This window comes from Flagellimonas sp. (assembly GCF_965215805.1).
In the GTDB taxonomy this organism is placed as follows: domain Bacteria; phylum Bacteroidota; class Bacteroidia; order Flavobacteriales; family Flavobacteriaceae; genus Flagellimonas.
This window is the reverse complement of sequence record NZ_OZ244124.1, coordinates 2,571,960-2,584,657: the sequence shown is the minus strand read 5'-3', so window position 1 is coordinate 2,584,657 and position 12,698 is coordinate 2,571,960. Positions and strand designations below refer to the sequence as shown.

The window sequence follows — 12,698 nt, the reverse complement described above, 5'->3', positions numbered from 1 at the left end:
CTTTTCGGCATCAACGTACAAAATCCAAGGCTACATCAAAATTGCAGTAAAAGATGAAAGTTTAGCCTTCAAGGATTTCCGTAACGGGAGTTTCCCATTGTCCATTGGCCAACAATACTTCGTCAAAATTGATTCCAGGAATGGGCTTTAATTCTTCCTTGTCCACATCCCATTCAATTTTTTGGCCCAATTTCCAGGATAAGCCAGCCATGTGTGCCGCTATGGCTTCCTCAAAACCTTCCTTGATACCACAACTGACCTTTCCTCCATTCTTTATCACACTCAACCATTCGCGCATGTGCAGGAAGGTAGAGTCCACCCGAACCCCATTGATATAGGTCCACATCAATCCTTTGTCCGCAAAATATTGGGAAGTGGCCGATGAGATCGCATCGGGAACATTGGCAGCTGGGTTATATTGATAAATGGGCACATTAGGCTGCATTTTTCCCAATTCCAGCATATCCCCGTAGCGGGTAGAGGCTCCATCTGGCCAAACCGTGAGTCTGTTTCCCAATTCCATGGTGGCATCATGCCCCATTAATACTGTAGGTCTGTTAAATGAATTTCCCAAAGAAGCACTGTAACAAAACGTCATACCGTTTTCCTTGCCTTTATTTTGACTACTTCCCGTGGAATAGTTCGGGAATTCCATATTCACTTGCAAAACATCAGGTACATCACGGCCATCGTTGTGGGTATAGATTCCCCCAGACGCGCTTACGGATTCAGGAATACCCATATTCAACACACAATTCAAGCGGTCATAGTCATGCGTAAGCAGATCCCCGGAAAGTCCTGATCCATAGGCCCACCACTTTCGCCATCTGAAAAAGTGGTTTTTGTTAAACGGCACTTTGGGTGCCGATCCCAAGAATTGTTCCCAGTCTATGGTCTGTGGATTGGCCTGTTCATGAATGTCATAGTTCCAAGCACCATTGTCATCATTACGATTGGTGTTGGTCTGGATTAGGGAAACGTGACCAAGGGTTCCTTTTTCCACAATGTCCCTTGCTGTTATAAAACTCAAGGTCTGTCTATGCTGGTGTCCAACGGCAAAAGTGGCTTTGGACGCCCTTGCAGCCTCCCGAAGCCTATAGGTCTCTTCCACGGTATGCGTCATGGGTTTTTCCACATACACACTAACGTTGTTGTTAAGGGCTTCAATGGACATTGGAGCGTGCCAATGATCAGGTGTGGCAATCACCACCGCATCTACGTTTCCACTACGTATCATGGCCGTATAGGTGTCATACCTCTTGATCTTGTTGTCGTCCGTGTTGAATGACCTCAGCGCCTTTTCTGCCCGTACGTCAAAAACATCGCAAACCCCAACCAAATTTATATTCAGCTTATCCTGTTTTTCAAAATCCGCCAAAGCCGAATGGTTTGGATCTTCCTCTGCCGCCAATCTCATCTCCTCTTTCCATTCTTGTGTAGCAAAACCCAGAGATCGGCAAAGTTGCTCCCCTCGGATTCCAAAACCAATAATACCAACTCTAATTGGGTCTCCGTCTATGCCTGGTACTGTTGGAGGCAAAGATGGCATAATATTCAACTGTTCCAATATTTGGTTGCGTTCCCTCATTTTTCTTCCTACACCGGCTGCACCAGCCCACCAAACTGCTCCTAAAATGGGTAATCCGCCCAATCCTTTTAATAAATCTCTTCTTGTCCAGTCCATTATTGTTGCGTTTTGGTTAATCTTCCTTTTCTAAAGTATGCAAGACCAAAAAATTGGCCCGTTGGGAAATTGTAGAGCAATATACACGCTACCAATTCAATTAGGTTTTTGTTTACAATCCAATAATTCCCTTCCACATTGATTTGGTGAACCCCTGGTAAGGATGGATGGGCCAAGTAGTACAAGCTGAGCAGCCCAATACCTACCAAGGCTCCCTTTTTTTCAAAAATCCCCAATAACAACGTAATCCCGACGATTAGCAGGGCAACCATGTTCAGCACATCTACCCATTGAAGCATAGGTTCTTGGGCAAGCATGAAAAAAACAGGTTTTAGTGGCCCTTGGGCCGATGCCAAATACCCAAATGAAGTCCATTCGGGGTTGTATAGTTTCGTTACCCCTTCATACAGAAAATGCCATCCAATAAGAATTCTGAGCAGGGTAATACTCATCGTGACCTTGCGGTCTGCAGCAGTATTGACCATAGTCCTTGATTTTGATTTAGTACAAACAAACCAAAGCTACAAGGAAAAATTAAATGACAAAATGATAATTATCACGAGTTTGCTGAAGTGAATCAAGGTTTCACCGGAACCCCATACAAATCAAAGTCAGACGCTTCCGTGATTTCTATGTTCACAAACTCCCCAATTTTCACGTAGTGCTGGCTTGCATCAATCAAGACCTCGTTGTCCACATCTGGAGAATCAAATTCCGTTCGGCCCACAAAATGGTTCCCTTCCTTACGATCAATGATACATCGAAATGTTTTACCCACTTTTTCTTGGTTGAGTTCCCAAGAGATTTGGGATTGGAGCTCCATGATCTCATTGGCCCGTTCCTGCTTTATGTCCTCTGGAACGTCATCGGTCAAGCTATAGGCATGTGTATTTTCCTCATGGCTATAGGTGAAGCAACCCAACCGTTCAAATCGCATTTCCCCGACCCATTCTTTTAGCGTATTAAAATCTTCTTCACTTTCACCAGGGTATCCCACAATCAAGGTGGTACGAATTGCCATTCCAGGCACCGCAGTTCTAAAATCCTCCAACAATTGTGTTGTTTTTGCCTTGGTGGTTCCCCTTCTCATGCTCTTTAAGATGGCATCCGAGATATGCTGCAAAGGAATATCAATATAATTGCAAACCTTTGGTTCTCTCTTCATTACTTCCAGCACATCCACGGGGAAACCTGTAGGAAAGGCGTAGTGCAGACGAATCCACTCTATCCCTTCCACTTTTACAAGTGCCTCAAGCAATTCGGCCAGATTCCGCTTTTTATACAAATCCAAGCCGTAGTAGGTAAGGTCCTGGGCAATCAGAATCAACTCTTTTACTCCTTTGGCAGCCAATTTTTCGGACTCACTCACCAACTCTTCTATGGGTTTGCTCCTGTGCTTACCACGCATCAAGGGAATGGCACAAAAGGAACAGGGCCTATCACAGCCTTCGGCAATTTTCAAATACGCATAGTTCTTGGGAGTCGTGGTCAATCGCTCCCCAATGAGTTCATGCTTATAGTCCGCTCCAAGCGCTTTCAACAAATTGGGAAGGTCACTGGTTCCAAAATATTCATCCACATTCGGAATCTCCTTTTCCAAATCGGGTTTGTAACGCTCACTTAAGCAGCCTGTCACAAAAACCTTGTCCACATCCCCTGCTTCCTTTTTCTGGACGTACTCCAAAATTGTATTGACACTCTCCTCCTTTGCATTGGCAATAAATCCACAAGTATTGATCACCACCACATTACCTTCTTCCTCATGGGCCACTTCCTTGTTGTTGGCCCTCAACTGTCCCATGAGCACCTCTGAATCGTAGACATTTTTGCTACATCCAAGGGTTACTACATTGATTTTGTTCTTTTTGAGTGTTTTTGTTCGCATAATTGCCTTAAAATGGGGTGCAAAAATACGAATACCATATCAATCTCTTTTAGGAATCATATTGGAAGTGTCCACTGGAAAGCTATCGTATTTGTTGTACAGCTTCAAATACTTTTGAGGGTCTATGGGTTCTTCTGACAAAGTTTCCAAAAGTCCACGGAAAAATCCCTCCCGTTTTTGTGATGGATTAAAGAGCAACGTAAGTTCCACTTTTTCCTCAGTGTCATTTTGAAATCCATGAGGTGTGAACCTGGGGACATAGATAATGGCCCCCTTTCCTGCTTTAAAGATGTCTTCCCCCACTTGAATGGTCAGTTCACCTTTGTCCACAATAAAGGTCTCGTCCATAAACCTATGGTAGTGCAATTTGGCACCAATGGCCATGGGGTTCAACGTGATCTTGTAAACTCCCAGTTGATCGTTGGACATTTCACTGGTGACTTTAAAGGTAAACTCAATATCCTTGAGCAATAGCCGTTCCCCCTCGTTGGGCAATATTACAGTAGCTTTGTTTTCAAGAACATCGTTAAAATAATCGGTTTTAGTTTTAGCTATATTATTCATTTGTTGTCATGTTAAGGGTTGAATCAATTGCAAGTTGAAGAGTCTTTTTGTTCTTATCCACCAAATTTTGGTAGGCAGTTCCTTCCAGGGAGAAGGTTTCAACATCCTTTATCCCCATATGCGCAAAAATGGCCTTGAGGTAAGGTTCCTGGAAATCCAATTTTTCCATTGGAGTGTTTTTATAGACCCCTCCCTTGGAAGTGATCAAAAACACCTTTTTGTTTTGGAGTAATCCGTGATACCCCTGTTCATCCATGCCGAAGGTATGCCCTGCCCGTACCACCTGATCCATATAGGCCTTAAGGTTGGAAGGCACATTAAGATTGTAAAGGGGGCTGCTCACCACCACTTCATCAGCCTTTTTAAGTTCGCTAATCAGCCGATTGGAAAGCGCCACTGCATTTTTCTGATGGACATCTGCCTCGTGTGGAGAAACATGGAAGCCCTCTATGGTGTTGTTCCGGATATGCGGCAATTGTTCCCGAGTTAAATCCCTGTGGATAACACGGCCATCCGGGTTGGATTGTTTCCATCTTGCTTCAAAATAATCTGCCAATTCCCTGGAATGGGAACCTAGCTTTCTGGCGCTACAGTCAATTCGTAACAATGTCTTCATAGTATTTTGCTTCATATGAATAGGACAAAATCCGAACGGAAAACGTGACACTGTTCCCATAGTATTTCTTATTTTTTCTTTAATGCGGTTACTTGGATTTCAATTTTCATTCGGGGATCCGATAGCCCGGCAGAAATCATGGTGGCTGCCGGTCGAACAGTTCCAAAAAATTCACGGAGTACAGGCCAACACTGTTCAAATTCCTGTGCATTGGGAAGGATATACAGTACACGTACCACATCTTGTAAACCGGATTCGGCTTTCACCAGGGCCTCATCAATATTTTTAAGGCATTGCCTTGTCTGTTCTGTCAAATCTTCTGAGATGGTCATGTTGGTGTAATCAAAACCCGTGGTACCGGAAACAAAGACCCATCGGCCATCCACTATGGCGCGGGAATAGGCAATCTGTTGCTCAAAGGTTGAACCTGAGCTAATTCGTTCTCTAGTCATGTATTTTTTTGATTTATGGATTAACGGCCGATTTAAGTGCCTTTAATTTATTGGGTGCCAGTTGCGCATGGATTTGGACGATCTTTCCATCCTCAATCTGAAATATCTGGCAATTGACCAACACCCCGTCCTGGTAGTAAAGCAAGGCAGGTTGATGGTTAACCTCGGTAACAACTATCTTGTTTTTTTGTTGATACGTCTTAAACACGTAGAGAAGAAGCTTAACGGCTGCTTGAAGACCTTGGGTCAGTTCCCGAACCACTTGGATTTCGTCGCCACCATCGGCTGAAACCATAATATCTTCGGACAACATTTGCTCCAAGTTTTTGACATCCCCACTTCGAATGCTATCCACATATCGTTTTAGATACGCCTTGGGAACCTTGGCATGGTCTATGGAAACTCCTCTTTTTAGGGAGCGCAACCTACTCCTACCCCTGCTCAACAGCTTTCTTGAATTCTCAAGGGTCATTTCCAACACCAAACCAATTTCCTTATGGGAATACCCAAATGCTTCTTTAAGAATAAAAACTGCTCTTTCCTTTGGTGAAAGTTTTTCCAAAAGCACCATCATGGAATAGGATATGATCGCTGAGCTATCTATCTGTTCGTCGGTGGTATCCGTAGCAATGGGTTCTGGAAGCCATAAGGCATCGGACAAGCCCAATTGCCGTTTCTTTTTAAGGTTGATGGACTCGTTGATTACGGATCGTACAAGATATCCCATTTCATTTTGGACAGCTTGGTTTTTTACGTCCTGGTATTTGATCAAGATTTCCTGTATGGCGTCCTTGGCATCATCCGCCGAGCCTAAAATGTTATAGGCATAGGGAAATAACTTATTTTGATAATCTTCCATGACTTAATGACAAACCAAAACCAAAAAACGTGACATTATTTTGAAAAAAGATTGCTTTCCAACAAGATACTTGTACAAAAACCAGGGAACCATGGAATCAATCCATATATGCTTTTGGAATTTTACGTGCTTGGACAAGGGATTCAAAAGCAGCCCCGAGGGCATATAGTTTTCCCTCTTGAAATTGTTTTCCAACAAAGGTCAAATTTATGGGTTCTCCAGAAACTTTATATCCCATGGGAACAGTGAGGGCGGGATATTCAGCGGCGGCCGCTGCGCCAGCGTCATGGTTGTTAATAGATAGAATGGCATCCAAGCCATAATCGTTCATAGGAGTATTAAAATAGGTGCGTCCAGCCCTCCTTGTCCTTTGTTTAATCTCTTTAAGACCATCGGCAGATGTGGTGTCCGCCAAAATCCCATCCAAACGAGCTTGGTCATAAGGAATTCTGGTCAGACTGTCTTTTTTATTAAACTCCACAACGTCTTGTACACTTCGCACTGCAACTCGATTTGTATCCTTTACATGCGCACCAATATATGATGGCAAGTCATTTTTCATATCGATATTGAGAATGGAAAGGAATCCATCAAAATTGACTTCAGGGGGTTCAAATTCAATAATTTTTGCCCCAGCTGCTCTTAATTGCTCCATGGTCTCCCTGTAAATGGAATCACTTTTCATATAGTTTTTGAAGGCACCAAATTTTTTACCCTTCAAACTCACTTTCTCAGCATACCAATTTTCATCCCAATCCGCTTTGACCGACTTTTCATCCTCTATGTCAAACCCCCTCATGGCATCCAGAAGTATACCGTTATCCACAACACTTTTGGTCATGGGGCCTGGGGTATCCAAAGTACTCGAAATGGGTACAATACCAGTACGGCTCAGCAGACCTACTGTAGGTTTCATTCCCACCACGGAGTTTTGGCCCGAGGGAGACAAGATAGAGCCTGAAGTTTCCGTTCCAACTGCAGCCACGGCGTAATTGGCCGCCACCGAGGTCCCACTTCCAGCACTGGACCCACCTGTATCAAAGGCACGACGACCGTAGGGGTTCAAAGTTTGCCCACCAACAGCACTTTGTCCGTTGGGGCACTCACAAATAAAATTGGCCCATTCACTTAGGTTTACCTTGCCCAAAATGAGTGCGCCGTTTTCTTTTAATCGTTGCACGATAAATGCGTCCTCCGTTTGGTTATCCCGTAGTGCTATAGCCCCAGCAGTGGTATTCATTCCGGAGGTACCGATATTGTCCTTCAGTAAAATTGGCATTCCGTAGATAGGATGGTGTCCTTCCGCATTGGTATCCAATTTCTTGGCTTCATCCAAAACATTGGGGTTTAGCGCAATTAACGTGTTCAAAGTGGTGGCTTTATCCAGCTCATACCTATAGATTCTACTGAGATAGAACAGTACCAATTCCGTGTAGTTGAATTTGCCCTCCTTAATCGCGTTTTGTATGGTTGGTATGTCCTGTTCCAACACCAACGGTTTCATCATTTCGTATTTTTCCTTTGGGAACTTGGACACCTCGGCATAAAGCGGAGCAAAAACCTCATTCTTGTCCAAAATTTTGGATTGAATGAATTTGAATCGCATTCGCTCATTTTCATGATTAGCGTTCTCCTGAATTTCTGCGGTCTCGTCATATGGAGTCCAAAGGGACTCCTTGGTTGTCTCCGTTATTTCTTTTTCCGTATCCACAGCTGCGGAAGCACTTTCATCTTCAGTATCAACCTCTTTCTTCTCAATGAATTGGCAGGATTGCAACGCAAAACATAATGTCACCATTCCCAAGGCAACCCTAAGGGAATTCTTTCGCATTTTCATTTTTGTTCCAGTAATTTTTCCCATTTAGCAATGTTCTTTTGATTCATCCGAACAAACTCATCTTTCTCCAGATTTGCAGCAATTTTTAGTGACTTCCGAGCAGAAGCTATGGCTGACCCATAATCTCCCAACTGGGCTTCCACAAGGGATTTTACCCTATGAAAGTAATAAGTGTCACCTCCCAATTCTAGGGCCTTGTTCAAATAACCCAAAGCTCTTTTGGGGTCTTTGTTTTGCTCCTGCAGGTAGCGTGCCGCTTCATAATAGGTTTGGGCTGTTGGCGATTTCTCCAACTTTTTTGCGATTTCCCTTTCCATTTGGGCATGGGTATCTACTTTGAAGGGGATTACCACCTGCGTGTTTGCCCATACCAATTTCATCTGCGCGGAATTATGGGTTATGGCATCAAAAGTGATCAGAAAGTTCTCTTGATGGCCACCTATTTTCTCGGGTTGCACCGAGATACGAAATAGGTCTTCCTCTGGTTTATAGTTCTTTCGACCATCTCCCCAATGGCTCAAATTGTTGTGGAATGCAATTTCCCATGCTTCTGATTCAGGAAAAGCATATAGCGCATAAGTCCCTTTGGGAAGGACTTTTCCCATAACCTCCATATCCGTATCCACAGTAATTTTAGTGGATTCATTGGCCCCAACACGCCAAATGCGACCGTAAGGTACCAAGTCGCCAAAAATATTTCTCCCTCTAACAGCAGGTCTGGAATAGTGGACTATTATCTTAGAAAGTCCCACAGCCTGTTCCACCATCGCTGCGGGACTAGCTTTGGGATGTGTGAGCTGTGCTGTGAGTTGCGTTGTTGACAGCACAAGCAGTAATCCAAAAATTTGCAAGGTCAATTTAAGCTGCGCCATGCTGATATCAATCTAAGTCAATTTCCCAATCATCTGTTCTAAAAGCCGAAGCAGGTAAGCCCTCCTGATTGAACAAATTGGGCAATGCCTTGTCATAAAATGCAAACCTGACTGCAACGGGTTCCTTTACTTTTGAAGAAGACACTTCTACCCTATTGCCTTTGATTCTTGCCTTGGCTTCATGAAACACTTGGTCCTCGCCTGCTATATAAAACTCTTTCAAAGTTTTCCCATCCATCTTCAGTCCGTTTTCAGCATGGTCAAAATCCAGCGTTATTTTGTTCCGCTTGATTTCCATGCTTTTGTACACGGGTCCGCTATAGGTTAAATCTGTTACGCCATAGGTTTTGGCCAAAGCCCATAGTGCCAATCGCCTGCCCACTTCCTGTTTATTGGTGGGGTGTATATCTTTCAGATTACCGATATCATTGGTAACGGCCATGCCCGTATTAGGAACGGATTGCATGGTGTACAACTGGGCATCCCGCACCACTGCGGCTTTGATATCTTTTTTCTCTTTGTCATAATCATAGGGTGCAATTTGGGCAAAGTAAAAGGGGAAATTCTTATTCCATTGTTCTCTCCAAGAATTGATCAATAAAGGGAACGACTTGTAATAGGATTTGGAATTGGCCCTATTGGATTCCCCTTGATACCAAATGGTTCCTGCAATGTCAAATTTCAACAGGGGATGAACCATTCCATTATAAGCAGTACCAGGTAGATGGGGCCACCATTCGAATTCTGAAATCTGCTGTGCAGCTAACTTTAATTCCTTGTCTTTCTCTATTTGTTCTTCCGGTATCCAAACTTCTACAGGGGTACCTCCCCAATTGGAACTGATCAATCCCACAGGTACGGATAAATCCTTATGGAGTTTTCTGCCGAAAAAATAGGCCACAGAACTAAAGTTCTGCATGGATTCAGGTGTGCAAGACGACCATTCGCCAGGTGTATCGTTCTGTGGGGTATCGGATTTTCGCTGTGGTACCTGAAAAAATCTAATATTGGGATAATTGGCGGCAGCTATTTCTTCCTTTACATTATCCAACCCCATATTGGGAGTCCACTGCATGTTGGATTGGCCCGAAGCTATCCAAACCTCCCCAATCATCACATTGGATAAAACAATTTCTTCATGACCCTTGATCGTAACCGTGTAAGGGCCACCCGCAATCGGTGTGGGCAATTGGACCGACCAAACACCCTGATGGGCCTTTGCTGTGACTTCAATATTGTCCCATGATCCAGAGATCGTAATCGTTTCACCCGTGTGGGTGGTCCAACCCCAAATGGTTGCTGTTGATTGTTGTTGGAGGACCATGTTATCCGAAATAATGGTGGGTGTCCATATTTTGGCAAAGGCAAAGCTTGTGCAGAATAGAAATATGAAAAAAAGTAATCTTCCCATAATGAGGTTTAATTGGTTGTTATTTAGAATTGAAGATAATCTCTCCCTATTTAGGAGTTCCCAAAAGGTACAAAATAACTCCGGGACCGGATTTGACCCTTTGGATTTCCCAATGGTATGAATCTACCTGTTCCAAAGAAGCCACCAAAGCTTCCATTTCCTTAACGGAGTAGGTACGAAGGGAGGATACAATGCCATCCCACAACACAAACAAGGGAACAATGGGAATAAGATAGGTAAACAGCAGACGACCCCATTTGAAGGGTCTAATAAAAGGGGTAGTCAACAAAACACTGATTGGTGAGAACAACATGGCCAAAATACTCGGAACACTTCGTTCCTGGGCTTCAAATACACCAATGCCTGAACTGGCATTTACTGCATTTTGAAGAATTTTTTGAGCATCTTTGGGTTTAAAATGATGTAGGGAAAGGAACTGCGTTCTAAAACCCTTTAAATTTTCAGGCACATTTCTGGCATCCACTGGGGGGTCTATGAATTCAAAATTTCCCGCCTGCTTTTGGGTAAATTTAAAGGCATTGAGGTTGGGGTAAAAATCGGTCAAAACAATTTTTAATCCAGGATTGGATTTCAATAATTCCGAGTTCAACCAAAGTAGGCCGCCGCCACCGCCGGAGCCCAAATCCACAATGGTATCGACTCCGCAGGTTTTAAGCCCTTTTTCCAGCACGGGAACAATAGGCTTGTACATTTTGGTCTTGTTGGAAAGAAATTGCAGAAAATCTGTACCGTAATTGCGCAGAAAAGCGGGAAACCACTTTTGATCCTCAAATTCGAACAGATGAATTCTACCCATAAAGCTGATTATTCTATTTTAAAAAAGGAATCTACAAACTCATATTTATTGAACACTTGTAGGTCTTCAATACCTTCTCCCACCCCAATATATTTTACGGGTATTTGAAATTGGTCAGAAATTCCGATGACCACCCCACCTTTGGCCGTACCATCCAATTTGGTGACCGCCAAACTGGAAACTTCTGTTGCCTTGGTAAACTGTTTGGCCTGTTCAAATGCATTTTGTCCTGTTGAACCATCCAAAACCAGAAGTACATCATGCGGGGCGTCCGGCACCACCTTTTGCATTACCCGTTTTACCTTGGAAAGCTCATTCATAAGGTTGACTTTGTTATGTAGTCGGCCTGCGGTATCTATCAACACAACATCGGCCTCTTCCGCAACCGCGGAGTTTAGGGTATCAAAAGCTACTGAAGCCGGGTCACTTCCCATTTTTTGTTTGATGATGGGTACATCCACCCGATCCGCCCAAACTTGTAACTGGTCAATGGCGGCAGCCCTAAAGGTATCTCCAGCACCCAAAACAACTTTTAGTCCTTGATTTTTGAATTGGTGGGCCAACTTGCCAATCGTGGTGGTCTTCCCAACTCCATTTACGCCAACCACCATGATCACATAGGGCTTTTTATCTTTCGGCACTACGAAATCCGTGTCCTCTCCCACATGGGTTTCGGACAATAAACCAGCTATTTCTTCCCGTAGGATCGTATTGAGTTCATCGGTTCCCAAATACTTGTCCCGGGACACCCGTTCTTCTATCCTATCAATAATTTTCAACGTGGTGTCCACTCCAACATCGGATGTAACAAGGACTTCCTCCAAATTATCCAACACCTCATCATCCACTTTGGATTTCCCTGCAACGGCCTTCCCCAACTTTCCAAAAAAACTGGTTTTCGACTTTTCCAGGCCTTTGTCCAAAGTCTCTTTTTTATCAGAGGAAAAAATGTTTTTAAATAGGCTCATAAGCAATCTTCATCAAGCTTCAAAGATAGGAAAGTAAAGGCATAAAAAAAGCCGCTTAATAAGCGGCTTTCAATTTCTTCGACAACTGATTATTTTTTGTTCAACCAGTCGTTTACCAATTCTGGCGCCATAACTGACTCCACAAAAGTATAGGCTCCTGTTTTTGGAGACTTGACCATTTTGATGGCCTTGGTCAATCTTTTGGATGATGACTGAAGCGTTGCTACTGTTTTCTTTGCCATGGCTTACTTGTTATTGCTTTGAATCTTACTTCGTAAAATCCGAATTACTTAATTTCTTTATGAATTGTCATACGCTTAAGAATGGGATTGAATTTTTTAATCTCCATTCTATCGGGCGTGTTCTTTTTGTTCTTGGTAGTAATATATCTAGAAGTACCGGGCATACCAGACTCCTTGTGTTCTGTACACTCCAAAATAACCTGAATTCTATTTCCTTTCTTTGCCATTGTCTTGAACTTAAAATCTTGTCAATCTATTTTTTGGAATTGATTTCCTTTAAAACAGCAGAGATTCCTTTTTTATTGATGATTTTTAAACCTTTGGATGATACATTAAGGGTTACCCAACGATCTTCTTCTGGGATGTAAAATTTCTTTTTGGAAATATTCGAGTCAAACCTTCTCTTGGTTTTATTGATAGAGAAGGAAACGTTGTTTCCAAACATCACCTTTTTTCCTGTAACTTCACAAACTTTAGACATCTCCCTAACT

The 12,698-nt window shown here is 43.2% G+C and carries 15 protein-coding genes; all 15 read right to left on the bottom strand.

Annotation, left to right across the window (positions count from 1 at the left end; all coding sequences use genetic code 11):
- Positions 1-61: 61 nt before the first annotated feature.
- A complete protein-coding gene (locus ACOOE0_RS11410; RefSeq protein WP_420399041.1) occupies positions 62-1,684 on the bottom strand; it encodes a Gfo/Idh/MocA family protein in 1,623 nt (540 codons plus the stop codon).
- Positions 1,684-2,169 carry a DoxX family membrane protein gene (locus ACOOE0_RS11405; RefSeq protein ID WP_420399040.1) on the bottom strand — a complete coding sequence of 162 codons (486 nt, stop codon included), beginning with the start codon at positions 2,167-2,169 and terminating at the stop codon, positions 1,684-1,686. The genes ACOOE0_RS11410 and ACOOE0_RS11405 overlap by 1 nt, the downstream gene beginning before the upstream one ends.
- Positions 2,170-2,261: 92 nt before the next feature.
- Positions 2,262-3,569 (bottom strand): 30S ribosomal protein S12 methylthiotransferase RimO, encoded by a 1,308-nt coding sequence (gene rimO / locus ACOOE0_RS11400; protein ID WP_420399039.1) that lies wholly within the window; start codon positions 3,567-3,569, stop codon positions 2,262-2,264.
- 39 nt (positions 3,570-3,608) lie between these two features.
- The gene (locus ACOOE0_RS11395; RefSeq protein ID WP_420399038.1) at positions 3,609-4,133 is read right to left on the bottom strand and encodes a cupin domain-containing protein; all 525 of its coding nucleotides are present in this window, start codon (positions 4,131-4,133) and stop codon (positions 3,609-3,611) included.
- Positions 4,126-4,749 (bottom strand): FMN-dependent NADH-azoreductase, encoded by a 624-nt coding sequence (locus tag ACOOE0_RS11390; RefSeq protein ID WP_420399037.1) that lies wholly within the window; start codon positions 4,747-4,749, stop codon positions 4,126-4,128. The genes ACOOE0_RS11395 and ACOOE0_RS11390 overlap by 8 nt, the downstream gene beginning before the upstream one ends.
- 68 nt (positions 4,750-4,817) lie before the next feature.
- Positions 4,818-5,201: a RidA family protein gene (locus ACOOE0_RS11385; RefSeq protein ID WP_420399036.1), complete on the bottom strand. Its 384-nt coding sequence runs from the start codon at positions 5,199-5,201 to the stop codon at positions 4,818-4,820.
- 13 nt (positions 5,202-5,214) lie between these two features.
- A complete protein-coding gene (locus ACOOE0_RS11380; RefSeq protein ID WP_420399035.1) occupies positions 5,215-6,060 on the bottom strand; it encodes a sigma-70 family RNA polymerase sigma factor in 846 nt (281 codons plus the stop codon).
- 97 nt (positions 6,061-6,157) lie between these two features.
- The gene (locus ACOOE0_RS11375; protein ID WP_420399034.1) at positions 6,158-7,921 is read right to left on the bottom strand and encodes an amidase family protein; all 1,764 of its coding nucleotides are present in this window, start codon (positions 7,919-7,921) and stop codon (positions 6,158-6,160) included.
- Positions 7,894-8,769 (bottom strand): DUF2911 domain-containing protein, encoded by an 876-nt coding sequence (locus ACOOE0_RS11370; protein WP_420399033.1) that lies wholly within the window; start codon positions 8,767-8,769, stop codon positions 7,894-7,896. Before ACOOE0_RS11370 ends, ACOOE0_RS11375 begins: the two co-directional genes overlap by 28 nt.
- Before the next feature lie 7 nt (positions 8,770-8,776).
- Positions 8,777-10,180, bottom strand: a complete 1,404-nt coding sequence (locus tag ACOOE0_RS11365) for a sialate O-acetylesterase (RefSeq protein WP_420399032.1) — start codon at positions 10,178-10,180, stop codon at positions 8,777-8,779.
- A gap of 46 nt (positions 10,181-10,226) precedes the next feature.
- The gene (locus ACOOE0_RS11360) at positions 10,227-10,997 is read right to left on the bottom strand and encodes a hypothetical protein (RefSeq protein WP_420399031.1); all 771 of its coding nucleotides are present in this window, start codon (positions 10,995-10,997) and stop codon (positions 10,227-10,229) included.
- Positions 10,998-11,005: 8 nt separating this feature from the next.
- Positions 11,006-11,965 carry a signal recognition particle-docking protein FtsY gene (ftsY, locus tag ACOOE0_RS11355; RefSeq protein WP_420399030.1) on the bottom strand — a complete coding sequence of 320 codons (960 nt, stop codon included), beginning with the start codon at positions 11,963-11,965 and terminating at the stop codon, positions 11,006-11,008.
- A gap of 89 nt (positions 11,966-12,054) precedes the next feature.
- On the bottom strand, positions 12,055-12,207 hold the full coding sequence (locus ACOOE0_RS11350; RefSeq protein WP_073181591.1) for a DUF4295 domain-containing protein: 153 nt from the start codon (positions 12,205-12,207) through the stop codon (positions 12,055-12,057).
- Positions 12,208-12,251: 44 nt separating this feature from the next.
- Complete coding sequence (gene rpmG, locus ACOOE0_RS11345) at positions 12,252-12,434, bottom strand: 50S ribosomal protein L33 (RefSeq protein ID WP_053972430.1); 183 nt, start codon at positions 12,432-12,434, stop codon at positions 12,252-12,254.
- Between the two features lie 26 nt (positions 12,435-12,460).
- Positions 12,461-12,688: a 50S ribosomal protein L28 gene (gene rpmB, locus ACOOE0_RS11340; protein WP_138839237.1), complete on the bottom strand. Its 228-nt coding sequence runs from the start codon at positions 12,686-12,688 to the stop codon at positions 12,461-12,463.
- Between the last annotated feature and the right edge of the window lie 10 nt (positions 12,689-12,698).

Bases quoted from the DNA above. Each gene is read 5' to 3' on its own strand.
- ACOOE0_RS11395 (WP_420399038.1), bottom strand. From the start codon at position 4,133: ATGAATAATATAGCTAAAACTAAAACCGATTATTTTAACGATGTTCTT.
- rimO (WP_420399039.1), bottom strand. From the start codon at position 3,569: ATGCGAACAAAAACACTCAAAAAGAACAAAATCAATGTAGTAACCCTT.
- rpmG (WP_053972430.1), bottom strand. From the start codon at position 12,434: ATGGCAAAGAAAGGAAATAGAATTCAGGTTATTTTGGAGTGTACAGAA.
- ACOOE0_RS11350 (WP_073181591.1), bottom strand. From the start codon at position 12,207: ATGGCAAAGAAAACAGTAGCAACGCTTCAGTCATCATCCAAAAGATTG.
- ACOOE0_RS11360 (WP_420399031.1), bottom strand. From the start codon at position 10,997: ATGGGTAGAATTCATCTGTTCGAATTTGAGGATCAAAAGTGGTTTCCC.
- ACOOE0_RS11375 (WP_420399034.1), bottom strand. From the start codon at position 7,921: ATGGGAAAAATTACTGGAACAAAAATGAAAATGCGAAAGAATTCCCTT.
- ACOOE0_RS11405 (WP_420399040.1), bottom strand. From the start codon at position 2,169: ATGGTCAATACTGCTGCAGACCGCAAGGTCACGATGAGTATTACCCTG.
- ACOOE0_RS11365 (WP_420399032.1), bottom strand. From the start codon at position 10,180: ATGGGAAGATTACTTTTTTTCATATTTCTATTCTGCACAAGCTTTGCC.
- ACOOE0_RS11390 (WP_420399037.1), bottom strand. From the start codon at position 4,749: ATGAAGACATTGTTACGAATTGACTGTAGCGCCAGAAAGCTAGGTTCC.
- ACOOE0_RS11380 (WP_420399035.1), bottom strand. From the start codon at position 6,060: ATGGAAGATTATCAAAATAAGTTATTTCCCTATGCCTATAACATTTTA.
- ftsY (WP_420399030.1), bottom strand. From the start codon at position 11,965: ATGAGCCTATTTAAAAACATTTTTTCCTCTGATAAAAAAGAGACTTTG.
- ACOOE0_RS11370 (WP_420399033.1), bottom strand. From the start codon at position 8,769: ATGGCGCAGCTTAAATTGACCTTGCAAATTTTTGGATTACTGCTTGTG.
- ACOOE0_RS11410 (WP_420399041.1), bottom strand. From the start codon at position 1,684: ATGGACTGGACAAGAAGAGATTTATTAAAAGGATTGGGCGGATTACCC.
- ACOOE0_RS11385 (WP_420399036.1), bottom strand. From the start codon at position 5,201: ATGACTAGAGAACGAATTAGCTCAGGTTCAACCTTTGAGCAACAGATT.
- rpmB (WP_138839237.1), bottom strand. From the start codon at position 12,688: ATGTCTAAAGTTTGTGAAGTTACAGGAAAAAAGGTGATGTTTGGAAAC.